The organism is Hydrogenophaga sp. T66 (assembly GCF_057219855.1).
Genome location: NZ_JBXVVX010000001.1, coordinates 623,074 through 647,358, shown reverse-complemented (window position 1 = coordinate 647,358; position 24,285 = coordinate 623,074). Strand labels below are relative to the sequence as shown.

Genomic DNA, 24,285 nt, shown 5'->3' with positions numbered 1-24,285 from the left:
CCATGTGGTTCACCCAGGTCTCGTTGCGCAACCCGGTGTTCGCCACCATGGTGATGCTCGCCTTCGTGGTGCTGGGGGCGTTTTCGCTGCAGCGCCTGCAGGTGGACCAATTCCCGAACATCGATTTTCCGGTCGTGGTGGTGACCACCGCGTACCCCGGCGCCTCGCCGGAGATCGTGGAGTCGGAGGTCACCAAGAAGGTGGAAGAAGCGGTCAACGCGATCGCCGGGGTGAACACCCTCACCTCGCGCAGCTACGAAGGCAGCTCGGTGGTGATCATCGAGTTCCAGCTCACGGTCGACGGCCGCAAGGCGGCGGAGGACGTGCGCGAGAAGATCGCCATCCTGCGACCGGCCTTCCGCGACGAGGTGGAGGAGCCGCGCGTGTTGCGTTTCGATCCGGCGGCGCGCTCGATCTGGTCGGTGGCGGTGGTGCCCGAGCCGGGCGAAGGCGCGCCCTCGCCGGTGGCCCTGACCACCTGGGCGGACCAGGTGCTGAAGAAGCGGCTGGAAAACGTGCGCGGCGTCGGCTCGGTCACGCTGGTGGGCGCCACCCGCCGCGCCATCAACATCGAACTCGACCCGCGCGCCATGCAGGCGCTGGGCGTGAGCACCGAGCAGGTCAACGCCGCGGTGCGCAGCGAAAACCAGGACCTGCCGGTCGGCACGCTCAAGACCGGCGAGCGCGAGCAGGTGGTGCAGGTGCTGTCGCGGCTGGCCAACCCGCGCGACTTCGAGTCGATCATCGTGGCCCGGCGCAACGGCCAGCCGGTCCGGCTGGGCGATGTCGCCCGCGTCACCGACGGCACGCAGGAAGTCGAGAGCCTGGCGCTCTACAACGGCCAGCGCACACTGCTGCTGCAGGTGCAAAAGGCGCAGGATGAAAACACCATCGCGGTGATCGACGGGCTGAAGGCCGCGCTTGGCAGCCTCGGCGCCGAGGTGCCACCGGGCGTGCGGCTGGAGCCGATCGCCGACGGCTCGCGGCCGATCCGGGTGTCGGTGCAGAACGTGCGCCAGACGCTGATTGAGGGCGCGATCCTCACCGTGCTGATCGTCTTTCTGTTCCTCAACTCCTGGCGCTCGACGGTCATCACCGGCCTGACGCTGCCCATCGCGCTGGTGGGCACCTTCTTCTTCATGAACCTGTTCGGGTTCACGATCAACATGATCACGCTGATGGCGCTCACGCTGTCGGTGGGTCTGCTGATCGACGACGCGATCGTGGTCCGCGAAAACATCGTGCGCCACGTGCAGATGGGCAAGACGCCCTTCAACGCCGCGATGGAAGGCACGCAGGAGATTGGTCTGGCGGTGCTGGCGACCACGCTGTCGATCGTGGCGGTGTTCCTGCCGATCGGCTTCATGGGCGGCATCATCGGCAAGTTCTTCCACGAGTTCGGCATCACCATGGTGGCCGCGGTGCTGATCTCGATGTTCGTGAGCTTCACGCTCGACCCGATGCTTTCGTCGGTGTGGCACGACCCCGCGATCGAGCGCCGCGCCGACGGGCCCCGCTCGTTCTACGACCGCACCATCGGCCGCGTGACCCATGCCTTCGACCGCTTCCAGGACGAGCTGGCCGACACCTACCAGGCCGCGCTGCGCTGGTCGCTGCGCCACAAGCTCGCCACCCTCGCCCTGGCCGCCGCGACCTTTGTGGGCAGCGTGTTCATGGTGCCGCTGCTGGGCACCGAGTTCGTGCCCAAGGCCGACTTCTCGGAAACCTCGCTCAACTTCTACACCCCGGTGGGCTCCTCGTTACAGGCCACCGAAGCCAAGACCCGCGAGGTGGAAGCGATCCTGCGCGAGTTTCCCGAGGTCCGCTACACGCTCTCCACCATCAACACCGGCAACGCACAGGGCCCGATGTACGCGAGCGTCTATGTGCGCCTGGTCGACCGCAAGGACCGCACGCGCAGCGTGGACCAGATGTCGGCGCTGCTGCGCGAGCGGCTGCGCGCGGTGCCGGGCATCACGGTGACCCACGTCGGTCTGCTCGACGCGGTGGGCGGCAACAAGCAGATCGAGTTTTCGCTGCAGGGCGATGACCTCGCCGAGCTGGAGCGGCTCAGCCAGCAGATCCTGGAGCGGGTGCGACCCATCGTGGGCCTGGTCGATCTGGACGCGAGCGTCAAACCGAACAAGCCCACGGTGGACGTGGTGCTCAAGCGCGACGCCGCCTCCGACCTGGGCCTGAACACGCAGGCCGTGGCGTCGAGCCTGCGCACGCTGGTGGCCGGCGTCACCGTGGGCAACTGGCGCGCACAGGACGGCGAGAGCTACGACGTCAACGTGCGCCTGGCACCCGAACAACGACAGCGCGCCGCCGACCTCGCGCAGCTGCCTTTCACCGTCGGCACGGCCAGCGACGGCTCCTCGCGGGTGGTGCCGCTCAACCAGATCGCCGAGGTGCGCGAGGCCACGGGCGCCAACCAGATCAACCGACGCAACCTCAACCGCGAGGTCGCCATCAACGCCAACGTCTATGGCCGCTCGGCCGGCGAGGTCACGGCGGATATCCAGCGCGTGCTCGATGGCATCGCGCTGCCGCCGGGCTACAGGGTGGAGTTTGGCGGCTCCACCAAGAACATGCGCGAGTCCTTCGGCTACGCGCTCTCCGCGCTGGCCCTGGCGATCATCTTCATCTACATGATCCTCGCCAGCCAGTTCAAGAGCTTCCTGCAGCCGCTGGCGCTGATGACCTCGCTGCCGCTGACCCTGATCGGCGTGGTGCTGGCGCTGCTGATGTTTGGCTCGACGCTGAGCATGTTTTCGGTGATCGGCATCGTGCTCCTGATGGGTCTGGTCACGAAGAACGCGATCCTGCTGGTGGACTTCGCCATCCGCGCGCGCGCCGGTGACCACGGCGAGCCGCCGCTGCCGCGCGAGGAAGCGCTGCTGCTGGCGGCCCGCGTCCGGCTGCGCCCGATCCTGATGACCACGCTGGCCATGGTGTTTGGCATGGTGCCGCTGGCCTTCGCCCTGACCGAGGGCTCGGAACAACGGGCGCCGATGGGCCAGGCCGTGATCGGCGGCGTGATCACGTCGTCGGTGCTGACCCTGGTGGTGGTGCCGGTCGTGTACTGCTACCTCGACGACCTCGCGCGCTGGGTGCGCCGGCGCTGGTCGGGCCCCGTGTCGCAGACCCCCGCCTCGTAAAATGCCCGGTTGCCCTGAGCCATCACTCACCCCTCCCCGACACCCCTTTCACACCGCTTCCGAGCCGCTCCCAGGAGTTCCGACATGACCGCCGCACCGTCCCTCGAACAAGCCCGTTTCAACATGATCGAGCAGCAGATCCGCCCCTGGGAGGTGCTGGATGCGCGCGTGCTGGCCCTGATGGGTGAGGTCCCGCGGGAACACTACGTGCCGGCGGCGCACCGGTCGCTCGCCTTCGCCGACCTCGAACTGCCGCTGAACCAGCCCGCGGTCGAGGGCCAGTGCCTGCTGGCGCCCAAGGTCGAAGCCCGGATGCTGCAGGACCTGGCGCTGCAGCCCGGTGACAGCGTGCTGGAGATCGGCACCGGCAGCGGCCACATGGCCGCGCTGCTGGCCCGCCTGGCGCGCCACGTGGTGAGCGTGGAGATCGACCCCGCGCTGGCCGCTCAGGCGCGGGCCAACCTGCAGACCGCGGGCGTGACCAACGCCGAGGTGATCACCGCCGACGCCACCGCGCAGGACTTTGCGGCCTGCCGTGCCGCTGCGCCCTTCAACGCGATCGTGCTCAGCGGCTCGGTCGCCGAAGTGCCGCCGGCGCTGCTCTCGCTGCTGGCACCCGGCGGCCGTCTGGTGGCCGTAGTCGGCGAGGAGCCGGTGATGCGCGCCACCGTGATCACCCGCACCGGCGACGCCGCCTTCCACACCGCCCAGCCGTGGGACACCGTGGCCCCGCGCCTGCGGAACTTCCCGGCACCGTCGCGGTTCCGTTTCTGACCGACCCACCCTGACCCACCGACTCCCGTCATGCAAGCCATCCGCCCCGCCCAACTCGACGACTGGCTGCGCGCCCAACGCGCCGACGATCCCGCCGCGCCCGTGCCGGTGGTGCTGGATGTGCGCGAGCCGTGGGAGCTGCAGACCGCCAGCGTGAAGCCGCAGACCGATTTCGAACTCGTGGCGATGCCCATGCGCACGGTGCCGGCGCGGCTGGACGAACTGGACCGCGACCGCCCGATCGCCTGCCTGTGCCACCACGGCGCGCGCAGCGCCCAGGTCGTTCACTTCCTGATGAACCAGGGCTACACGCAGGTGGTGAACATCCACGGCGGCATCCACGCCTGGTCGCAGGAAAAGGACCCGGCCGTGCCGCTGTACTGAGACCGCTGCGACGTCCCCGCGAAGCCGCTCCTGCCCCACCCGTCGTCACCCGAAGGACCGCCCATGAAACCCACCGCGATGCTCCACGCCCTGCGACCCCTGGCCGCCGCCCTGGCCCTCTCGGCGCTGGGCAGCGCGCAGGCGCAAAGCCTGCTGGAGCTGTACGAGGCCGCGCGCGGTTACGACGCGGCCTACCTCGCCGCCCGCGCGCAATTCGACGCCAGCCAGGCGCAGGCCGATCAGGCGCGCGCCGGCCTGCTGCCGCAGGTGGGTCTGGGCGCCGCGGCCAGCTGGGCTCGCCGCGACAGCAGCAACAACCTGCTCGACGGCACCAGCCGCAGCCAAAGCGCCACGCTCTCGGCGTCGCAACCGCTCTACCGGCCGGCCAACACCATCGCCAACGACCAGGCCGGGCTGTCCCGCGACATTGCGCAGGCCCGGCTGCAGATCGCCGAGCAGGACCTGATCGTGCGCACCGCGCAGGCCTACTTCGACGTGCTCGCCGCCGGCGACACGCTGACCTTTGTGCAGGCGCAGAAAACCGCGGTGGCCGAGCAGCTGGCCGCCGCCAAACGCAACTTCGAGGTCGGCACCGCGACGGTGACCGACGCCCGCGAGGCCCAGGCGCGCTTTGACCTGGTCGTCGCGCAGGAAATCGCTGCCGAGAACGACCTGCGCGTGAAGAAGCTGGCCCTGGACCAGCTGGTTGGCCGTGGCGGCACGGCGCCCAAACCGCTGGCCGCCCCGGTGAACCTGCCCCCGCTGTCGCCGGCCGATCCGAACGTGTGGCTGAGTCGGGTGGGCGAGCAGCACCCCACCGTGCTGAGTGCCCGGCGCGCGCTCGACATCGCCGAGCTTGAAACCCGCAAGGCCGAGGCCGGCCACAAGCCCACGGTTGACCTGGTGGCCTCCTACGGCGTGAGCCGCGCGCCCTCGGGCATCACCACCGTGCCGGGCAACGTGCGCAACAACAACACCAGCGTTGGCGTGCAATTCAACATGCCGCTGTTTGCCGGCTTCGCCACGCAGAACCGCATCAAGGAAACACTGGCGCTCGAGGAAAAGGCCCGCAACGACCTCGATGCCGCCCGCCGCGGCGTGGACCAGGCCACGCGCGCCGCCTTCTTCGGCGTGGTCTCCGGCGAAGGCCAGGTCAAGGCGCTGGAGGCGGCCGAGGCTTCCAGCCAGAGCGCGCTCGACGCCAACCGCCTGGGCTATCAGGTCGGTGTGCGCATCAACATCGACGTGCTCAACGCGCAGAGCCAGCTGTTCCAGACCAAGCGCGACCTGGCGCAGGCACGCTACAACGTGCTGCTCGGCAACCTGCGGCTGCGGCAGGCCAGCGGCGTGCTGGCGCCAGAAGACCTCGCGCCGATCAACGGGCTGCTGGCGAAGTGAGCGAATCCACCGCGAGCCCGCCCGCCCGTGCGGCCTGGCAGTGCGTGCTGATCTGCTGGGGCACCAAATACCCGGTGAGCCTGATCAACCGGCTGGTCCGCGCCATTGCCGACCAGAGCGCGACGGTCGCGCGCTTCACGCTGATCACCGATCGGGACCGCGAGGGACTCGATCCGCGGGTCAACCCGGTGCCCATGCCGGCGTTCTTTGCGCAGCCGGCGCTCATGCGCGCGGGCTGCCAGGCCAAGCTGTGCATGTTCGAACCTGGCGTGCTGCCCACCGACCTGCCGGCCATCTACATTGACCTCGACTCGCTGGTGTTCGGCGACCTGGGTCGCGCGCTGGCACTCATGACCTCGCCGCAGACGGTGGCCATGCTGCCCAGCGCCATCATCCCGTTCGGGCCCCTCGGACGCTTCATCCACCGCCGCACGAACGGCCGCAAGTACGCCCGTGGCAATTCGTCGGTGGTGGTCTTCCACCCGGCGCACAACCATTTCATCGCCGCCCGGTTCCGCGCGTTGCTGGAGGCCCACCCCGACCTCGGCTACCGGCCCATGGCCGCCGACGAACGCTTCATCAGCTGGGCCGCGCAGCCCCACATGCGGGCCATCAGCGACCGTTTCGCCGTCAAGCTGACGCTGGAGTACATGTCGCGGCTGCGCTGGTGGTTGTGGCTCAAGCCCTGGATGCCCTGGATCCGCGCGCGGCGTCGCCATCAGGTGGTCGTCACGCTCAACGGCATCGACATCAAGCCGGAAAACCTGCTGCGCCTGCAGGACGGCGACGTGGTCACCGACAACAAGGGCCGTGCGCTGATCTGGTCGCGCGGCACGCTCGGCCCCATGCAGGAGCGCATCCGCGAGTTCTACCGCGGCGTGGTGTGAGCCGCGTCAGTCCGGCGTGCGAGCCCGGATCTCGGCCAGCAGCGCGTCGCCCGGCGAGGGCAGATCGCCCGCGGCCACCGCGCGCAGGTACTGACGGCGCATCCGCACCTGCAGTTCGCCCGCGTTCTTCTTGAGGAAGGGCACGCCCGCCCAGCGCACGCTGGCGTACACGAAGGTCGACAAGGGATTGCGCCGCGCGGCCGCGGCCTGCAGGTGAGCCCAGGCGCGGTCGCGCCAGGCGGGGGCATCCGGCGGTTCGGCCAGCAGCGCGTCGCGCTCGCGCGCCAGCGGCTCATCGGTGTAGGCAGCGTAATCCAGCACGCGGCGCCACTCGGCGTCCGGCAGCGGCTGCAGCGCCTCCAGCAGGCGGTCGCGCGACCACACGCCCTCGCTGGGCACGCCGGCGGCAAACAGCGCGCGCGAGAAGCCGCGTTCACCGCGCTTGACAGTCAGCACCTTGTTGCTCGAACACACGTAGTCGCGCCAGAAGGCCACGAAGGCGTCGTGGCGCCACAGCGGCGCGCGGAAATGGAAGCAGTAGGACAGAAAAATGCCGGCGTGCTCCGCGTCGTGCCCCGGGGGGTCGACAAAGCGAAAGGCGCCGCCGAACCAGGCGGGCGACGCCTCGAACGCGCCGATCAGGCCCTCAGCCGGGTCGAGCGGAAACCACACGCTGTCGTTGAGCAGCAGCGTGTGCGCGGGCTCGACGCGCCAGCGCTGGAGCAGGCGGATGGCATCCCGGTAACCGCCGAAGTCGTAACCGAAGTTGGGCCGCTCCACACAGCGCCACACCCGCGGCAGCAGGCGCTCGGCATCGGCGGGGCTGACCGGGTGATTGACCACCGCCAGCACGGCGTAACCGCGACCGGTCAGGTGCTCGACCGTGGCCAGCGCGGAAGCGGCCATGCCGCGGGGCTGGTACAGCAACAGGATGGCGACCTTCTCACCCAGAGGCACTGCGCCGTCACGCACCCGGCAATCGGCCGGAAAGCGCGCGTCCAACCGGCGTTGCCGCGCGGGGCCGATCCACCGCTCCGGCAGCGCCTGGAGCTGCTGCTTCAGGCTCTCCCATTCGCGGCGCAGCTTCCAGGCCGGGATCACGGTCGGGCCCCCGCGCGGTGGGCCGCCCAGCCGGCCATCAGCAGCGGCAGCACCGACGCGAACAGGTGCCGCTCGGTCGTCACCCAGAACGGGCCATTGATGAATCCGTCGACCACCAGCACCGCCAGGAAGCCCGCGGCCAGCACCCGCTCGGGCACGGCCCGGCCGCGCCACGCCCAGGCCGCCGCCCACAACAGCCACACGTACAGCGCCAGCCCGACCACGCCGTGGTCCACGAGAAAGAAGAGGTATTGGTTGTGGGGGTGGATGCAGGAAATCGCGCACTGCACCGGGTCGGTGTAGACCTGCGACGCCAGCGCGCGGTAACCGCCGGTGCCGTGGCCCCACACCGGGCTCTGCGCGGCCATGTCCATCGCGTGGCGCCACATGTCCAGCCGCGCGCCGGTGGAGGTGGAGACGACGCCGGCCTGCTCGTACTGCCGCGCCTGATCCAGAACCTCGCCGGTCCGCTCCCGGATCAGGGGCGAGCTGACCACGCTCACCGCCACCACAGCCACCAGCCCCAGCAGCGGCCGCCACCAGCGGCGCACGGGCACCGCCACCGCAATCACCGCCAGCGCCAGCGCGATCAGCACCACCTGCCCCGTGCGACCGGCCAGCAGGTGGGTCACGCTGAACACCGCGAGCGCGGCCACCGCGATCAGGCCGGCGCGCCAGCGGGCGTTCTCCGTGGCCCACGCCTGCGCCGCCAGCCACGCCACAAACACCGCGGTGGCCAGGCCCTGCGCGATGTAGTCGTTGAACACATGGTGGGACTCGCCAAAACCCTGGTTGTGCGAATCGGACCAGGGCACCTGAACCCACACGTTGGCGTAGGTCGACACCAGCGTGATCAGACAGCCCGCCGCAAAGGCCCACCAGGCCCGGGCGCGCCAGCGGGGCTCGTCGAACAACGTGAGCAACACGAGCATCAGCGGCAGCTTGCTGTACACGTAGAAGTGGGCCTTGACCACCGCCGGATCGGCGGGGGTGTAGAGCGCGCCCACCCCGATCCACACCGTCAGCAGGGCCGCGGGCAGGCTGATCGGGTTGGTGCGCACAGCGTCCCACTTTGCGCCCCAGCGTCCGCCCGCCAGCCAACCCAGCAACAGCAACAGCAGCGCGATGTTCACCAGCGCGATCGACGTCGGCACCCCGAGCAGGAGCGCCACCGCGGCGCCGCGGGCCAAGGTGTCGGCGCCACGGGTGACGCGCGGCAGCAGGCCACCGTCGGAGGTCCGGCTCGCCGCCCCGTTACTCACCCGCAAACGCCTTCTGCAAGGGCCGCTGCCAGAACGCCTCGTCGCGCAGCACCGCCACGAACCGCGCCGCGGCATCGCCCGCGCCGAACGTGGTGTCGCCCGGGAAACGCCGGCCCCAGGTCTCGCGCAGGAAGCGGTCGATGGTGTCGGTGTCGAAAGCGCTGGTGGCGGTGATCGAGGGACCGCTGGCCCGCTTGTGCTGGCGGCTGCCCACGTCCAGGCTCGGCAGGCCCAGGAAGGGCGCCTCGCGCACGCCGGCGCTGCTGTTGCCCACCATCGCGCTGGCGTGTTTCATGAGCTCGCTGAAGTAATGGAAGCGCATCGACGGAATCACGCGGAAGCGCTGCGGCGGCAGCTGCTCGATCACCGCGAAGATGCCCTCGGTGCCCGGGTCGTTGTTGGGAGCAATCACCACGAAGTGCCGGCCGCTGGCCTCGAGGCGGCCAAACAGCGACTGGGCCTGCCGCCCCATCGATGCCGCCTCCGACGTGACCGGGTGGAACACCGCGATGCCGAAATCGGCGAAGGGGATGGCATAGCGCTGGCGCACCTCGTCGAGCGAAACGCCGGAGGGACGGGCGTGGGTGTCGAGTTCGGGCGAGCCGATGGTGTAGATGCTGTCGGCGGCTTCGCCCAGGGCGAGGACGCGCTGGCGGGCCGGCTCGGAGCTGACGAAGTGGGTGCTGCAGAGCTTGGTGTTGCAGTGGCGGATGCTCTCGTCGATGGTGCCCGACACCTCGCCGCCCTCGATGTGGGCGGAGGGGATGTAGCGCATCGCGCAGACGATGGAAGCCGCCATCGCTTCCACGCGGTCGCCGTGGATGACCACGAGGTCGGGGCGGTGCTCGTGCACGAAGTCGGAGAACCCCAGGATCGTCTTGGCGAGGATGAAGTCCTGCGCGTCGCCCTCGCGCTGGTTGACGTATTCGAAGCACTCAGCCCCGGCGAAGCGCCGCACCTCCAGGCGCGTCTCGCCGTAGCGGCGCATCATGTGCATGCCGGTGACGAAAAAACTGATCGCAAAACCGGCGTCGCGCGCGGCGATGGCCAGCGGTTCGAGCTTGCCGTAGTCGGCGCGCGTGCCGGTGACGAAGAGCAGGCGGCGGGTCATGTCAGCTGTTGGCCTGCGGGGCCACGCCGTCGAGATCGGACCACACGAGCTGCTGGTTGCGGCGCAGGGCCCGGGTGGTGCGGGCGCCCACCAGGCGATCGAAGTGCTGCACCGAGATCTCGCCCGAGCCCGGGCGTCGGGCCCAGATGTCGGCCGGGGTGATCACATGGCCGGCCGGCAAATCGCGGTCGGCCACGATGGAGCCGCGCGCAAAGCGGTAGACATCCTCCTCCGGGGCGGTGCGCACCTTGGGGTTCATCAGCGCGGTGTGAATCTCGCGCGAGCGGTCGATCAGGAACTTCAGCTCGGCCGGGTCCATCGAGCAGGGAATGTCGGGGCCCTTGCGGTAACGGGTGTCGGTGAAGTGACGCTCCAGGATGCAGGCGCCGAGTGCCACCGACGACAGCGCCATCTCCGGGCCGATGCTGTGGTCGGAAAAACCGATCACCGCGCGCGGGAAGGCCTGGCGCAACTCGCCGATGCCCTGCAGGCTCACGATCTCCGGCGGCGAGGGATACAGGTTGGTGCACTCCAGCAGCGCGTACGGCACGCCGGCCTCGTCCAGCGCCTGCACCGAGCCGCGCAGGCCATCGATGGTCTGCATGCCCGTGCTCATGATGACGGGCTTGCCGAAGCTGGCGATGTGGCGCACCAGCGGCACGTGGTTGCACTCCCCCGAGCCGATCTTGAAGGCCGCGATACCGATCTCGGCCAGGAAATCAGCGGCCGCGCGGGAGAACGGCGTGGAGATGTAGATCATGCCCAGCGACTCGGCGTAGCGCTTGAGAGCGATCTCCTCGTCCTTGGACAGCGCGCACTCGGCCATCACGTCCCAGATTGACTTGTCGGCGTTGGGCGGAAAGATCGCCTTGGCCTCGTCGGTCATCTCGTCCTCGACGAAATGGGTCTGGTGCTTGACCATTTCGCAGCCGGCGCGGTGCGCCGCCAGCACCATGCCCTTGGCCACGTCGAGGCTGCCGCCGTGGTTGATGCCGATCTCGGCCACCACCAGCGGCGGCTGGTCGGCGCCGATCACGCGGTGGGCAATCGTCATGCGGGGGGTGTTCATGCGGAATTCCTTGTCAGCAACGCGCTTGCGCGCTCGAAGTCGTGAAGGGTGTCGATGTCGTGGCTGCGCTCGGGGGGCATCAGCACCATGCCGATGCGTTCACAGGCCAGCGTGCCGCGGGCCAGGAACGCCGCGGCGTCAAACACGTAGACCGCCCCGTTGGGCCGGACCACGGGCGGCAGGCTCTGGCGGTTGGCGAAGCAGTGCGCCGGGTCGGACAGCGGGACGAACCGGTCGCCGTCCACCCGCCCCCACTTGAGCACGCCGCGGTCGGCGTCGGTAACGCTCATCACCAGCTCGTGATCGCCGCGGGCGAACACGGCGAGCGCGGCGCGGATGTCGGCCGGTGCCCGCAGCGGCGACGTCGCCTGCAACAGCACCACCGGCCCGGCCACCGCTCCGGCTTGCAAGGCGTGGACGAGGACCGGGTCCATCGGAACGGCATGGCCGGCCAGCGCGGGCGGTCGTTCCAGACACGCCACGCCGGCGGGCAGCGCAGCCCGCAGCACCTCCGGAATGTCGGTGGTGATGAGCACGCGGGTGGCGCCGGCGGCCAGCGCCTGGTCCACGCTGTGGCGGTAGAGCGGGCGCCCGGCGAGCTCGCGCACGTTTTTGCCCGGCAGCCCCTGGGAGCCGGCGCGCAGCGGAATGACGGCGGTCCAGGCGGAGGTGGGGGCGTGCATGGGAAACGGGGGGAAGGACGGCGCAGCGGCGGCAGACCGGATGGGGCGTGCCGGGGCGCGTCGCAGGGCGTCACTATACTGAAAAGCCTTGGGCGCACGGCCCGCGCCGGTGGGCGCGCGGCGCCCAGGTCACCGCCAGAACCATCAGCCGATCCACCCCACCCCGTACCGCATGCCTGCTGCCGCCGAGCCGTCACGCCCCGCCCCCGCCGCCCGGCCCTTTCCGCCGGACGCCGGCCTGACGCTGTTGATCGCGCTTTACGAACTGGTGTGGCACCTGTTGCTGCCGGCGGTGCTGGTGTTTTTCTGGCGGCGCGGGGCGCGCGAGCCGCTGTACCGGCAGTTCTGGAGCGAACGGTTCGGCGCCGCGCCGCGCGATCTGGAGCAACCACTGTGGGTGCATTCGGCGTCGATGGGCGAGCTGCGTGGCGCCGCCCCCTTGATCCGCGCGCTGCTGGCCCGGGGACTGCCGGTCTTGGTCACCACGCTCACGCCCGCGGGTCGCGGCGCGGCCCACACCTTGTTCGCCGATGACATCGCTGCGGGCCGGCTGCGGGTGGCCTGGGTGCCGCTGGAGCTGTCGTGGGCGGTGCGGCGCTTCATCCGGCGGGCGAAGCCGCGGGCGGCGGTGATGACGGAGATCGACACCTGGCCGGTGCTGCTGGCCACGATCCGTCGCGCCGGTGTGCCGCTGGCGATGGCCAACGCCCAATACCCGAAGAAGAGCATTGAGCGCGACCGCCAGCGCTGGTGGGGCTTTCGGGCGCGCTTGTTCCAGGCCTACGAACTTGTGCTGTGCAAGAGCGAGACCCACGCGGTGCGCTTCCGCGACGTGGGCGTACCGCGCGTGGTGGTGGCGGGCGAGACGCGGTTTGACCTGCCGGTGTCCGCCGCGCAACTCGCGGCGGCCGCCGCGCTGCTGGCGCCGTGGCGCCTGGCCACCGGCGTGCCGGGCGGCCGGCCGGTGGTCTGCTTTGCCAGCGCCATCGTCGGCGAGGACGACACCTTCATCGACACCATCCGCCGGGTGCAGGCGGGTGTGGCCGCGGCCGGACTGCCGCCGCTGCTGGTGGTCTACGTGCCGCGCAGCCCGCAGCGTTTTGACGCGGTGGCTCAACTGCTCGGGGCCGCCGGCCTGCGCGTGGCCCGGCGCAGCACCGCGCTGGATGCGAAACTGGCCCCCCGCCCCGATGCGCCGGTCATGGCCGCGGTGGACGTGCTGCTCGGCGATTCGCTGGGCGAGATGTACGCCTACCTCGCGCTGTCGCAGGTGGTGGTGGTGGGAGCGTCGTTCGTGCCGATGGGCGCCCACAATGTGATCGAACCGCTGGCGCTGAAGAAGCCGGTCATGGTCGGGCCGAGCATCTGGGGCATCGAATACCCGGGCGTGGAAGCGCTGGCAGCGGGCGTGTTGCAGCAACACGCCGATGCGGCATCGCTGGCCGCCGCGCTGATCAGCCTGCTGACCTCGCCCTCGGCCTACGCCCAGGCGATCGCTGGCGCCGAGGCCTTTTTTGCCGAACACGGCGGTGCGGCCGACAAGCACCTCGCCGCCCTGCTCCCCTGGCTGGAGTCGCGATGACGCTGGCGCTGCGCAGCTACCTGGTCGCCACGCGCCTGCTCGCGCCCCTGTGGCGCTGGGGCTTGCAACGGCGTCTGCGCCGGGGTAAGGAAACGCCGCGCAGCGTGCGTCAGAAGCTCGGCAGCGAGTACGCGCAGCGACCCGCCGGACCCCTGGTGTGGGGCCACGCCGTCGGCGTGGGCGAAGCGATGGCGTTGGCGGGACTGTTCGCCCGGCTGGGCGAGCGGCGGCCCGACCTGCATTTCCTGATCACGACCACGGCGCGGACCTCGGGCGACGCGCTGAAACGCACCGGACTGCCCCCGCGCTGCCAGCACCAGTTCGCGCCGGTGGACACGCCGGGTGCGGTCAACCGCTTTCTCGACCACTGGCGGCCGTCGCTGGCGGTGTGGTGCGAGATGGACCTGTGGCCGGCGCTGATCGACGCCACCGACCGGCGCGGCATCGGCCGTGTGCTGGTGAACGCCCGCCTCTCGGCCGAGTCGCTGGCGCGTCGGCGCTGGGGACGCGGCCTGTACCAGGGCCTGTTGCCCGGCTTCGCCGCGCTGTACGCGCAGAACGACACCACGCGCGACGGTCTCGTGACGCTGGGCGCGCCGGCCGAGCGGGTGGTCGTGTGCGGCACGATCAAGTCGCTGGTGCCGCCGCTGGCCTGCGACGCGGAAGACCTCGCCACCTGGCAGGCGGCACTCGGCACGCGCCCGGTCTGGCTGCTGGCGTCCAGCCACCCCGGCGAAGAATCGCTGGCGCTGCAGGCCCACGCGCGCCTGCGCCAGGCCCAGCCCGACGCGCTGTTGATCATCGCGCCCAGGGCGCCCGCGCGCGGTGCCGAGGTGGCCGCGCTCGCCGGGGGCGCCCCGCTGCGCAGCGCCGGCGCCAACACGCCGGGGGACAACACCGCGGTGTACGTGGCCGACACCATTGGCGAGATGGGGCTGTGGTACCGGCTGGCGCCGGTCGCGTTGGTCGGCGGGTCGATCGCCCCGGTCGGCGGGCACAACCCGCACGAGCCGCTGGCTCTGCGCTGCGCCGTGCTCCATGGGCCGCACGTCTCGAACTTCGCCGAGAGCTACAGCCGGCTTGACGCGCTCGGGCTGAGCACGCCGGTGCGCGACGCCAGCGGCGTGGTCACCGCGGTGCAGGCCGTCTGGCGCCATCCCGCGCCGGGTGGCCAGGCCTGGAGCGATCCCCAGGCCGAGGGCGTGATCGACGACCTGGTGCAGCGACTGCCGGCTCAGCCCTAGCGTTCGCCTTCACGTCCGGCCTGGAGTCGGGCCCGCGCGGCGGCTCAGTGCGCCGCGGCGCCCAGCACGGCGTCGGGCTTGGCCTGGCGCAGCAATCCCGTCATCGCGGTTTCGATGCGGTGCAGCGCCTCGGGCGTCTGGCCTTCAAACCGAAGCACCAGCACCGGCGTCGTGTTGGACGCCCGGATCAGGCCGAACCCGTCGGGCCAATCCACCCGCACGCCGTCGATGGTGGACACGCGCGCCGGCGCGTCGAACCGGGCGAGTTCCACCAGACGCTTGACCAGCGCGTGCGGCTCGCCCTCGGCACAGGCCACGTTGATCTCCGGCGTGCTGTGGCTGGTCGGCAGCGCGTTGAGGACCGCGCTGGCGTCGGAGGCGCGGCTGACGATCTCCAGCAGCCGCGCGCCGGCGTAGGTGCCGTCGTCGAAGCCGTACCAGCGCTCCTTGAAAAAGATGTGGCCGCTCATTTCGCCACCCAGCGGGCTGTCGAGCTCGCGCATGCGGGCCTTGATCAGCGAATGGCCGGTCTTGTAGAGGTGCGGCACGCCACCCGCGGCTTCGATGGCGGGCGCCAGTCGCTGCGAGCACTTCACGTCAAACACAATGGCCCCGCCCGGCACGCGCGACAGCACATCGCGCGAAAACAGGATCATCTGCCGGTCGGGAAAGATGTTCTGCCCATCCTTGGTGACGATGCCCAGGCGGTCGCCGTCGCCGTCAAAGGCCAGGCCGAGTTCGGCGTCGGTCGCCTGCAGCGTGCGGATCACGTCGCGCAGGTTTTCGGGCTTGCTGGGATCGGGGTGGTGGTTGGGAAACTCGCCGTCCACCTCGCTGAACAGCTCGATGACCTCGCAGCCCAGCGCGCGGAACAAGGCGGGGGCGGAGGCCCCGGCCACGCCGTTGCCGCAATCGACCACGATCTTCATCGGCCGCGCCAGCCGCACGTCACCGACGATGCGGTCGCGGTACGCCGCGTCCACCGACAGGTGGCGCACCCGGCCGCCGTCCGCGCGCGGCGCGCCGTCGGACTCGATCAGCGCGCGCAGCGCCTGGATGTCGTCGCCATAAATCGCGCGACCGGCCAGCACCATCTTGAACCCGTTGTAGTCCTTCGGGTTGTGGCTGCCGGTGACCTGAATGCCGCTGCGGCAGACCGTGCTCGCCGCGAAATACAGCATCGGGGTGGTCACCATGCCCACGTCGACCACGTCGATCCCGGCCTGCACGAGGCCACGGATCAGGGCCGCCGACAGCGCCGGCCCGGAAAGGCGGCCGTCGCGGCCGACCGCCACGGTGGTTTCGCCGGCTTGCCTGGCCGTGGCGCCAAAGGCCCGTCCGAGCGCCTCGGCGACCTCCTCGTTCAAGGTGGTCGGCACCACACCCCGGATGTCATACGCCTTGAAAATCGACGCGGCCACCTGCATGCCAAGTTCTCCCGTGGGACAAAAGCATTCATTGTAGGAGCCGCCCCCGGACGAACCGGCGTGCAGGCAGACGTCCGGAAATGGCCAGCACCCGAGCGGCAAGCCGCCTACCATCGCCGCATGACAAGCCCGCTTGCCGCCCCCGCCACGCCGAACGCGTCCGACGCCACGGACCGCGACACCGTGCGCTACCGGGCGCTGTGCGCGCGCGATCCCCGCTTCGATGGCCGCTTCTTCACTGGCGTCACCAGCACCGGCATCTATTGCCGGCCGGTGTGCAGCGTGCGCACGCCGCTGCGCCGCCACTGCCGGTTTTTCGACGATGCCGCCCAGGCGGAACAGGCGGGCTTTCGGCCCTGCCTGCGCTGCCGCCCCGAACTCGCCCCGCGCGAGCGACGCTGGACCACGCACGACGCGGGCGATCTGCTGCTGCGTCACGCCACCGATTGGCTCGACGACCCGCAGCGCTGGCCCACCGGCGACCGCCCCGCGGGCGTGGCGGCGCTGGCCCGGCACCTCGGCGTGAGCGACCGGCACCTGCGCCGCGTGTTCGACGAGCGCCTGGGCGTGACCCCGCTGCGCTATTGGCAGACACGCCGCCTGCTGGCCGCCAAACAGCTCCTGACCGACACCGACCTGCCGGTGGCCGAGGTGGCGCGTTCGGCGGGCTTTGGCAGTGTGCGCCGCTTCAACGACGCCTTCCTCGGCCAGTACGGCCTCCATCCCACCGGCCTGCGGCGGCGCGGCGCAGGCGCAGGCGCAGGCGCAGGCGATGCGACCCTGCTGCTGGCCTGGCGCCCGCCGCTGAACGCGCCGGCCCTGTGGCGCTTTTTCGCCGAGCGCGCGCTGCCCGGGGTGGAGCAGGTCGATCCCGTGGCCGGCGAGCTGCGTCGCGTGGTGCGGCTGCAGGCCGGCGGCCGCTCGCACATCGGCTGGGTACACGCCCGGCTGGATGCCGAGCGTCACCGGCTCATCCTGAGCGCCAGCGACGGTTTGCACGGCGGCCTGCCCGCGTTGGCCTGGCAGGCCCGCGCCTGGTTCGATCTCGACGCCGACCCTGCCGCCATCCACGCCTCGCTCGGCACCGAGTTTCCGCAGGCCGAAGGCCTGCGCGTGCCCGGCGGCCCGTGCGGGTTCGAACTCGCGGCGCGCGCTGTGCTGGGTCAGCAGATCTCGGTGGCGGCCGCCCGCACCATCGCCCAGCGTCTGGTCGCCCTGGCCGGCGAGCCCGTGTCCACGCCCTGGCCCGGGCTCACCCACGCGTTTCCCGACGCTGCGGCCGTGGCCCGGCTGCAGGGCGACGCCCTCGGGGGCATGGGCATCGTGCGGCAGCGTCAGGCGGCGCTGCTGGCGCTGGCGCGGGCGGTGGACGACGGCGCGCTCGATCTCAGCCCCCATGCGGACCCGGAGCGCACGCTCGCCACCCTCACGGGGCTGCCCGGCGTGGGCCCTTGGACCGCCCACTACATTGCCCTGCGCGCGCTGCGCTGGCCCGACGCGTGGCCACCGGGCGACGTCGCGCTGCACCGGGCGCTGTCGCTCGATGGATCGCCGCTGGGCCGTGAGCGTCAAGCCGCGGCGATGGCCGAGCGCTGGCGCCCGTGGCGCGGTTACGCCACCCTGGCCCTGTGGGCCGGCCTCTGGAGATCCCCGACATGACACTGCCGCTGTACGCCCGCAAGCGCCGCATCGATTCCCCGCTCGGACCCATGTGGCTCGCCGCCACCGACGCCGGGTTGGCCGGCGCCTGGTTTCACGACCAGCGCGACCCACCCCCGGCCGCCGCGCTCGCCCGGTGGCCCGATGCGCCGGCAGACCCGGTGCTGCGCGACGCCGCCGCGTGGTTCGAGGCGTTCTACCGCGACCCACGCACGCCCTGGGACGGGCCGCTGGACCTGAGCCATGGCACCGCCTTCCAGACCGCCGTGTGGGCAGCGCTGTGCGACATCGGCAGCGGCCAGACCACCAGCTATGGCGACATCGCCCGGCGCATCGATCGCCCCCGCGCCGTCCGGGCGGTCGGCGCGGCGGTGGGCGCAAACCCACTGAGCGTGGTCGTGCCCTGTCACCGGGTGGTCGGGGCCTCGGGCGCGCTCACCGGATACTCGGGCGGCCTTGAACGCAAGATCGCGTTGCTTGAGATGGAATCCGGCGCTCATCGCCTGCTCTGACCCCTCCTCCCGCCCATGACACCCATCCTCGCGCTGGAATTTCTGGTGCTCGCCGCCCTCTGGGGTTCGTCGTTCCTGTTCATGCGGCTCGGTGCGGCCGAGTTCGGTCCGGTGGCCACCGCCGGGCTGCGGGTGGGGCTGGCCGCGCTGTTCCTCCTGCCGGTGTTTGCCTGGCCGGGCGTCTGGGCGAGCTTCAGGGCGCGCTGGCGCGCGATTCTCTTCGTGGGGCTGTTCAATTCCGGCATCCCGTTCCTGCTGTTCGCCTTCGCGGTGCTGCACATCCCGACCGGGCTGACCGCCATCCTCAACGCCACCGTGCCACTCACCGGGGCGGTGGTGGCCTGGCTGTGGCTGCACGAACGACCGGGACCATCGCGCGTGCTCGGTCTGGCGATCGGCTTTGTCGGCGTGGCGCTGCTGGTGATCGGCAAGTCGGGCTGGAGCGGCCTGAGCGCAGGCGGCGCCCTGGGCATTGTGGCCATGCTGGCTTGCCTGCTGGCGACCCTGTGCTACGGGCTTTCGGCCAGCTTCACCAAGCGCCACCTCACCGGCGTCCACCCGCTGGCCACCGCCACCGGCAGCCAGATCGGCGCGGCGATGGGTCTGGGGTTGCCCATGTGGTGGTGGTGGCCCGCGGCGCCGGCCAGTGCGGGCGCGTGGTGGGCCGTCGCGGCGGTGGCCCTGCTGTGCACCTCGGTCGCCTACATCCTGTTCTTCCGCATCATCGCGAAAGCCGGGCCGAGCAAAGCGCTCACCGTCACCTTTCTGGTGCCGGTGTTCGCACTCGCTTACGGCTCGTGGTTTCTGGGGGAATCGATCACGGGGTGGATGGTGGCTTGCGGAATCGTCATCGTCAGCGGCACCGCGCTGTCCACCGGCCTCCTTCGCGTGGGGTGGCTGGAGCGCCGCGCGGCGTAATCCGGCCGCCGCCTGGGGCGCCGATCCCGCCGCTCGGCGTTCGGGATAGCCCGCATCGACACCCGGGCGCACCCGGCGCAAGCTGCGGCCCACGCGCTGGGCGGGGCGGCCGCCCGGCGACGATCGTGGAGCCCGGCATGATCAAGATGGACCCCGACGCCTTTTGTCTGGAGATGCGCTGCCCCGATTGCGGCAACGACATGAGCCGGCCGATGGGCAGCCTGCGCCGCGATCCGCGGCTCGTGTGCACCGCCTGCGGGCATGTGGAACACGTATCGCGCGAGGAAATGGGCTGGCGCCAACAAGACATCGAGCGCAGCCTCGCGCAGATCGACCGCGCGATGAGTCCGCACTGAATCGTTCGAGGTCACCACGTCGGCGGCCTCAGAGATCAGCCACCGACCCGGCCCGACCAGAGCCGAGCGGTGATGGAGAGGCCGGAGGCACCAAGAAAAATGGCTTGTCTGATCGCTCAGACAAGCCATTTCATGTGTTGGCGGAGTGGACGGGGCTCGAACCCGCGACCCCCGGCGTGACAGGCCGGTATTCTAACCAACTGAACTACCACTCCTGGCAGACAGCCACAGGCATTCGTTCTTGCGAACCAAGCGCCTCGCTTGTGCCTACGTGCCTCGCGGCATGTTTGGCGACCCTACGGGGATTCGAACCCCGGTACTCACCGTGAAAGGGTGATGTCCTAGGCCTCTAGACGATAGGGTCATGTCCTTGGACGGAAGCCTCGCATTGTAGCACGCCTTGAAGCCTTTGCTTCGAAGCGGCCGCATTGCGCGACCTCAAATGTGGTGGAGGTAAGCGGGATCGAACCGCTGACCTCTTGCATGCCATGCAAGCGCTCTCCCAGCTGAGCTATACCCCCACAGGGTTTGCTGGTCTGCTCCGGTTGCTTCGCGACGCGCTTGTTTTCAAACCGCTTCGTTCAGCGCCGTTGCTTCCCGGCAAGCCTCAGATTATAGACCAGTTTTCAGGCGTTTCGCAAACGCTCAACCGCGACTTTTTTGTGGTGCAGCGCCAGCACCGCGTCCAGCGACGGTGTCTGGGCCGTGCCCATGACCAACACGCGCACCGGCATCGCCAGCTGCGGCATCTTCAGGCCGTGGTCAGCCAGCACGCCCTTCAGCGCAGCCGCGATGGCGGTCTTGTCCCAGGCCTCAAGCGCTTCGAGCCGCTCGGCCAAGGCGCTGAGGGCGGGCCGGACTGCCTCGGTGATGTGCTGCTGGGCTTCAACGGCGTCGGGCTTCACGTCGGCGTAAAAGGCTCGAGCCCACCCGGCCAGCGCGACGGTGGTGTCGCAACGGTCTTTGAACAATCCGCAAATCGCGGGCAGCCGGTCGTCGTCGGCGAGCCCTTCGCGTCGCAGGTGTACCGCCACCAGCGGCGCCAGGGCGTCATCGGCCAGCGCCTTCAGGTGTTGTGCGTTCACCCAACGGAGCTTGGCCTCGTCGAACTGCGCGGCACTGCGGCCCAGGTGGTCGAGGTCGAACCATTCGAGGAACTGGGCGCGGCTGAAGATTTCGTCGTCGCCATGGCTCCATCCCAGGCGCGCCAGGTAGTTCACCATGGCGTCCGGCAGGTAGCCTTCGTCGCGGTACTGCGTCACGGGTTTGGCGCCGTTGCGCTTGCTCATCTTTTCGCCCTGCTCGTTGAGCACGGTTGGCAGGTGGGCATAGACCGGCGGCTCTTTGCCGAGGGCGCGGAAGATGTTGATCTGGCGCGGCGTGTTGTTCACGTGATCGTCGCCGCGAATCACGTGGGTGATGGCCATGTCGATGTCGTCGACCACCACGCAGAAGTTGTAAGTGGGCGTGCCGTCGGGACGGGCGATCACCAGGTCGTCGAGCTCGTCGTTGGCGATCTCGATGCGGCCCTTGACCTTGTCGTCCCAGGCCACCACGCCGCCTTGCGGATTCTTGAAGCGCAGCACCGGTTTGACGCCATCGGGCACCGGCGGCAGGACCTTGCCGGGCTCAGGACGCCAGGTGCCGTCATAGCGCGGCTTGAGCTTGGCCGCCATCTGGCGTTCGCGCAGCGCGTCCAGTTCGGCCACGCTCATGTAGCACGGGTAGACGAGACCCTGCGCCTGCATGTCGGCCAGCACGGCCTTGTAGCGGTCCATGCGCTGCATTTGGTAGAACGGGCCTTCGTCGTGCTCGAGGCCGAGCCAGGCCATGCCCTCCAGGATCACGTCGACCGCGGCCTGGGACGAACGCTCCAGGTCGGTGTCTTCAATGCGCAGGATGAAGTCACCGCCCTGCGAGCGGGCAAAGGCCCACGGGTACAGGGCGGAGCGGATGTTGCCCAGGTGAATGAAGCCGGTGGGCGACGGCGCAAAACGGGTGCGGACTTTCACGGGGTTCACAGGAGGTCAAGGCCGCGAGACAGGTCGGCCTTCAGGTCGTCGAGGTGTTCCAGGCCCACCGCGACGCGGATGAGGTTCTGGCGAATGCCAGCGGCCAGGCGCTGCGCTTCGGTGAGCCGGCCGTGCGACGTGGTCGGTGGGTGGGTGATGATGGTCTTGACGTCACCGAGGTTGGCGGTGACGGACATCAGCTGCGTGGCGTCGATGACGCGAAAGGCCCGGGCTCGGGCGTCATCCGCATCACCCGCCTTCACGTCAAAAGACAGCACGGCACCGCCCAGACCCGACTGCTGCGCCATGGCCAGTTCGTGCTGGGGATGGCTGCGCAGCCCGGGGTAGTAAACCCGCTCGACCTTCGGGTGCGCTTCCAGCCACTGCGCGAGTTCCAGCGCACGGCGCGACTGCGCTTCCATGCGGATGCCCAGCGTCTCCATGCCCTTGAGCACGACCCACGCGTTGAAGGGCGACAGGCTGATGCCCGCGCTGCGCATCACCGGGATGAAGGTCTGACGCACCAGGGCTTCGCTGGCGCACAGCGCGCCGGCCACCACGCGGCCCTGGCCGTCCAGGTACTTCGTGCCCGAATGGATCACGATGTCGGCACCCAGGCGGGCGGGCTGCTGCAGCGCGGGCGAGCAAAAGCAGTTGTCCACGGCCAGCAGGGCGCCGGCGTTGTGGGCCACGTCCGCCAGGGCGCGGATGTCACACACATCGGTCAGCGGGTTCGTGGGTGTCTCGGCGAAGAGCAGCTTCGTCGAGGGGCGGATGGCGTCGCGCCACTCCGCCACATCGGTCTGCGACACAAAGCTGGTCTGCACGCCGAACTTCGCCATTTCGGTGCCCAGCAGCTTGATCGTGGAGCCGAACACGGACCGCGAGCACACCACGTGGTCGCCGGTCTTCAGCAGGCCCAGGCACAGCAGCAGGATGGCACCCATGCCGCTGGCCGTGCCCACGCAGGCCTCCATGCCTTCCAGCGCGGCCAGGCGTTGTTCCATGCTGGCCACGGTGGGGTTGGAGAAGCGCGAGTAGATGTAGCCATCCTCTTCCCCGGCGAAGCGCCGCGCGGCGGTCTCGCTGTCGGGTTGGGTGAAGCTGCTGGTGAGGAACAAGGCCTCGGCGTTCTCGCCGTACTGGCTCTTGTCCACCGCGGCGCGCACCGCCAGCGTGTCGCGGTGCAGCCCGGGCGGCAGCGACCGGTCCTGGCTCATGCCGCCTCCTGGGCGTTGGGCAGCGCCAGCCGGGAGGTGTCGGTGTCGGCCTCCTCGCGTTGCGGGCGGCCGGCGTTCAGGCGCACGATGTCGTCGGCCGTGATGTCGCCCGTGACGTACACCCCGTCAAAACAAGAGGCATCGAACCCGTCGAGCGCGGGATTGAGCGAGCCAACCGCCTGCTTCATCGCGTCCACATCCTGGTAGATGAGCGCGTCGGCGCCGATCAGGGCACGCACCTCGTCGATCGTGCGCCCGTGGGCCACCAGTTCGCCGGGCGTGGGCATGTCGATGCCGTACACATTGGGGAAACGCACCGGCGGCGCGGCGCTGGCCATGTAGACCTTGCGCGCACCGGCATCGCGCGCCATCTGCACGATTTCGCGGCTGGTGGTGCCCCGCACGATGGAGTCGTCCACCAGCAGCACGTTGCGACCCTTGAACTCGCTGGCAATCACGTTGAGCTTCTGGCGCACGCTCTTCTTGCGCACGGCCTGGCCGGGCATGATGAAGGTGCGGCCGACGTAGCGGTTTTTGACGAAGCCCTCGCGGTACGGCAGGCCCAGCAGACGCGCCAGTTCCATGGCGCTGGGTCGCGACGACTCGGGAATCGGGATCACCACGTCGATCTCATTGGGCGGCACGGTGGAAATCACGCGCTTGGCCAGCGTGGCACCCAGGTTCAGGCGCGCCTGGTACACGGAGATACCGTTGATGAACGAGTCGGGCCGCGCGAGGTAGACGTACTCGAAGATGCAGGGCTTGAGGGCAGCATGATCCGCGCACACAGCGCGCTCGGTGCGGCCGTCCAGCGCCACATAGACCGCCTCCCCGGGCGCGATGTCGCGCTCAAACTCGAAGCCGGTGCCTTCGAGCGTGACCGACTCGCTGGCCACCATGATCTGGTCGCCCGAACGGCCCAGACACAGCGGGCGGATGCCATAGGGATCGCGGAAAGCGAGCAGCCCGTGCCCGGCAATCAGCGCGATCACGGCATACGAACCCTTGACCCGGCGGTGCACACCGCGCACCGCGGTAAACACATCCGCCGGCTTCAGCGGCTCGCCCCGCGTGACCTTCTCCAGCTCGTGCGCCAGCACGTTGAGCAGCACCTCGGAGTCGCTCTCGGTGTTGATGTGGCGGTGGTCGGTGAGAAACAGCTCTTGCTTGAGCGCCTGCGCGTTGGTGAGGTTGCCGTTGTGCACCAGCACCAAGCCGAAGGGCGCGTTGACGTAGAAGGGCTGCGCCTCTTCTTCGCTGTAGGCGTTGCCGGCGGTGGGATAGCGCACCTGACCGAGCCCGCAGTGGCCGGGCAGCGCGCGCATGTTGCGGGTGCGGAAGACGTCGCGCACCATGCCTTTGGCCTTGTGCATGAAGAACTTGCGGCCCTGCTGCGTGACGATGCCGGCGGCGTCCTGGCCGCGGTGCTGCAGCAGCAACAGCGCGTCGTAGATCAGCTGATTGACCGGTGCCTGGCTGACGACACCCACGATTCCACACATGTTGAAGTCCTTCGCAAAATCTC

General features: G+C 69.9%; 20 protein-coding genes and 3 tRNA genes. 11 read left to right on the top strand and 12 right to left on the bottom strand.

From position 1 onward, the window contains the following. The first annotated feature begins 2 nt into the window (after nucleotides 1-2). The 5 genes from AC2D80_RS03065 (at nucleotide 3) to AC2D80_RS03045 (ending at nucleotide 6,604) form a co-directional block, all read left to right on the top strand. The gene (locus AC2D80_RS03065) at nucleotides 3-3,161 is read left to right on the top strand and encodes an efflux RND transporter permease subunit (RefSeq protein ID WP_484631504.1); all 3,159 of its coding nucleotides are present in this window, start codon (nucleotides 3-5) and stop codon (nucleotides 3,159-3,161) included. A gap of 84 nt (nucleotides 3,162-3,245) precedes the next feature. Beyond that, nucleotides 3,246-3,935 (top strand): protein-L-isoaspartate O-methyltransferase family protein, encoded by a 690-nt coding sequence (locus tag AC2D80_RS03060; protein ID WP_484631503.1) that lies wholly within the window; start codon nucleotides 3,246-3,248, stop codon nucleotides 3,933-3,935. A gap of 30 nt (nucleotides 3,936-3,965) precedes the next feature. Further along, nucleotides 3,966-4,319 (top strand): rhodanese-like domain-containing protein, encoded by a 354-nt coding sequence (locus AC2D80_RS03055; RefSeq protein WP_484631502.1) that lies wholly within the window; start codon nucleotides 3,966-3,968, stop codon nucleotides 4,317-4,319. Between the two features lie 63 nt (nucleotides 4,320-4,382). Next, entirely contained in the window at nucleotides 4,383-5,717 is a 1,335-nt protein-coding gene (locus tag AC2D80_RS03050; protein ID WP_484631501.1) for a TolC family outer membrane protein, read from the top strand. Then, on the top strand, nucleotides 5,714-6,604 hold the full coding sequence (locus tag AC2D80_RS03045) for a hypothetical protein (RefSeq protein ID WP_484631500.1): 891 nt from the start codon (nucleotides 5,714-5,716) through the stop codon (nucleotides 6,602-6,604). The genes AC2D80_RS03050 and AC2D80_RS03045 overlap by 4 nt, the downstream gene beginning before the upstream one ends. Before the next feature lie 6 nt (nucleotides 6,605-6,610). On the opposite strand, the gene AC2D80_RS03040 is transcribed toward AC2D80_RS03045, so the two are convergent. The 5 genes from AC2D80_RS03040 to AC2D80_RS03020 all read right to left on the bottom strand — a co-directional run bounded on the left by AC2D80_RS03040 (nucleotide 6,611) and on the right by AC2D80_RS03020 (nucleotide 11,830). Then, complete coding sequence (locus AC2D80_RS03040; RefSeq protein WP_484631499.1) at nucleotides 6,611-7,705, bottom strand: hypothetical protein; 1,095 nt, start codon at nucleotides 7,703-7,705, stop codon at nucleotides 6,611-6,613. Further along, nucleotides 7,702-8,895, bottom strand: coding sequence for an O-antigen ligase family protein (locus AC2D80_RS03035; protein WP_484631498.1), 1,194 nt, complete (start codon nucleotides 8,893-8,895; stop codon nucleotides 7,702-7,704). Before AC2D80_RS03035 ends, AC2D80_RS03040 begins: the two co-directional genes overlap by 4 nt. 64 nt (nucleotides 8,896-8,959) lie before the next feature. Continuing rightward, nucleotides 8,960-10,078, bottom strand: coding sequence for a UDP-N-acetylglucosamine 2-epimerase (gene neuC / locus AC2D80_RS03030; protein ID WP_484631497.1), 1,119 nt, complete (start codon nucleotides 10,076-10,078; stop codon nucleotides 8,960-8,962). A gap of 1 nt (nucleotide 10,079) precedes the next feature. Beyond that, nucleotides 10,080-11,147 carry an N-acetylneuraminate synthase family protein gene (locus tag AC2D80_RS03025; protein ID WP_484631496.1) on the bottom strand — a complete coding sequence of 356 codons (1,068 nt, stop codon included), beginning with the start codon at nucleotides 11,145-11,147 and terminating at the stop codon, nucleotides 10,080-10,082. After that, nucleotides 11,144-11,830, bottom strand: a complete 687-nt coding sequence (locus AC2D80_RS03020; protein WP_484631495.1) for an acylneuraminate cytidylyltransferase family protein — start codon at nucleotides 11,828-11,830, stop codon at nucleotides 11,144-11,146. Before AC2D80_RS03020 ends, AC2D80_RS03025 begins: the two co-directional genes overlap by 4 nt. Nucleotides 11,831-12,002: 172 nt before the next feature. On the opposite strand from AC2D80_RS03020, the gene AC2D80_RS03015 reads away from it, so the two are divergent. Continuing rightward, entirely contained in the window at nucleotides 12,003-13,412 is a 1,410-nt protein-coding gene (locus AC2D80_RS03015; protein ID WP_484631494.1) for a 3-deoxy-D-manno-octulosonic acid transferase, read from the top strand. Then, nucleotides 13,409-14,656, top strand: a complete 1,248-nt coding sequence (locus tag AC2D80_RS03010; protein ID WP_484631493.1) for a 3-deoxy-D-manno-octulosonic acid transferase — start codon at nucleotides 13,409-13,411, stop codon at nucleotides 14,654-14,656. The genes AC2D80_RS03015 and AC2D80_RS03010 overlap by 4 nt, the downstream gene beginning before the upstream one ends. A gap of 44 nt (nucleotides 14,657-14,700) precedes the next feature. On the opposite strand, the gene AC2D80_RS03005 is transcribed toward AC2D80_RS03010, so the two are convergent. Further along, entirely contained in the window at nucleotides 14,701-16,083 is a 1,383-nt protein-coding gene (locus tag AC2D80_RS03005) for a phosphomannomutase/phosphoglucomutase (protein ID WP_484631492.1), read from the bottom strand. A gap of 120 nt (nucleotides 16,084-16,203) precedes the next feature. On the opposite strand from AC2D80_RS03005, the gene AC2D80_RS03000 reads away from it, so the two are divergent. From AC2D80_RS03000 to AC2D80_RS02985, 4 genes are all read left to right on the top strand, one after another. Further along, entirely contained in the window at nucleotides 16,204-17,742 is a 1,539-nt protein-coding gene (locus tag AC2D80_RS03000) for a DNA-3-methyladenine glycosylase 2 family protein (protein WP_484631491.1), read from the top strand. Then, nucleotides 17,739-18,254: a methylated-DNA--[protein]-cysteine S-methyltransferase gene (locus AC2D80_RS02995; RefSeq protein ID WP_484631490.1), complete on the top strand. Its 516-nt coding sequence runs from the start codon at nucleotides 17,739-17,741 to the stop codon at nucleotides 18,252-18,254. Before AC2D80_RS03000 ends, AC2D80_RS02995 begins: the two co-directional genes overlap by 4 nt. Nucleotides 18,255-18,269: 15 nt before the next feature. Further along, entirely contained in the window at nucleotides 18,270-19,172 is a 903-nt protein-coding gene (locus tag AC2D80_RS02990) for a DMT family transporter (protein ID WP_484631489.1), read from the top strand. A gap of 137 nt (nucleotides 19,173-19,309) precedes the next feature. Further along, nucleotides 19,310-19,528 carry a hypothetical protein gene (locus tag AC2D80_RS02985; RefSeq protein ID WP_484631488.1) on the top strand — a complete coding sequence of 73 codons (219 nt, stop codon included), beginning with the start codon at nucleotides 19,310-19,312 and terminating at the stop codon, nucleotides 19,526-19,528. A gap of 138 nt (nucleotides 19,529-19,666) precedes the next feature. Here AC2D80_RS02985 and AC2D80_RS02980 read toward each other — a convergent pair. The 6 genes from AC2D80_RS02980 to purF form a co-directional block, all read right to left on the bottom strand. Next, nucleotides 19,667-19,743: transfer RNA gene (locus AC2D80_RS02980), tRNA-Asp, on the bottom strand. 73 nt (nucleotides 19,744-19,816) lie between these two features. After that, a tRNA-Glu gene (locus AC2D80_RS02975) sits at nucleotides 19,817-19,892 on the bottom strand. Between the two features lie 81 nt (nucleotides 19,893-19,973). Then, a tRNA-Ala gene (locus tag AC2D80_RS02970) sits at nucleotides 19,974-20,049 on the bottom strand. Nucleotides 20,050-20,154: 105 nt separating this feature from the next. Next, on the bottom strand, nucleotides 20,155-21,540 hold the full coding sequence (gene gltX / locus AC2D80_RS02965; RefSeq protein ID WP_484631487.1) for a glutamate--tRNA ligase: 1,386 nt from the start codon (nucleotides 21,538-21,540) through the stop codon (nucleotides 20,155-20,157). Between the two features lie 5 nt (nucleotides 21,541-21,545). Then, on the bottom strand, nucleotides 21,546-22,760 hold the full coding sequence (locus tag AC2D80_RS02960; RefSeq protein WP_484631486.1) for an O-succinylhomoserine sulfhydrylase: 1,215 nt from the start codon (nucleotides 22,758-22,760) through the stop codon (nucleotides 21,546-21,548). Further along, a complete protein-coding gene (gene purF, locus AC2D80_RS02955) occupies nucleotides 22,757-24,262 on the bottom strand; it encodes an amidophosphoribosyltransferase (protein ID WP_484631485.1) in 1,506 nt (501 codons plus the stop codon). The genes AC2D80_RS02960 and purF overlap by 4 nt, the downstream gene beginning before the upstream one ends. Nucleotides 24,263-24,285 lie beyond the last annotated feature (23 nt).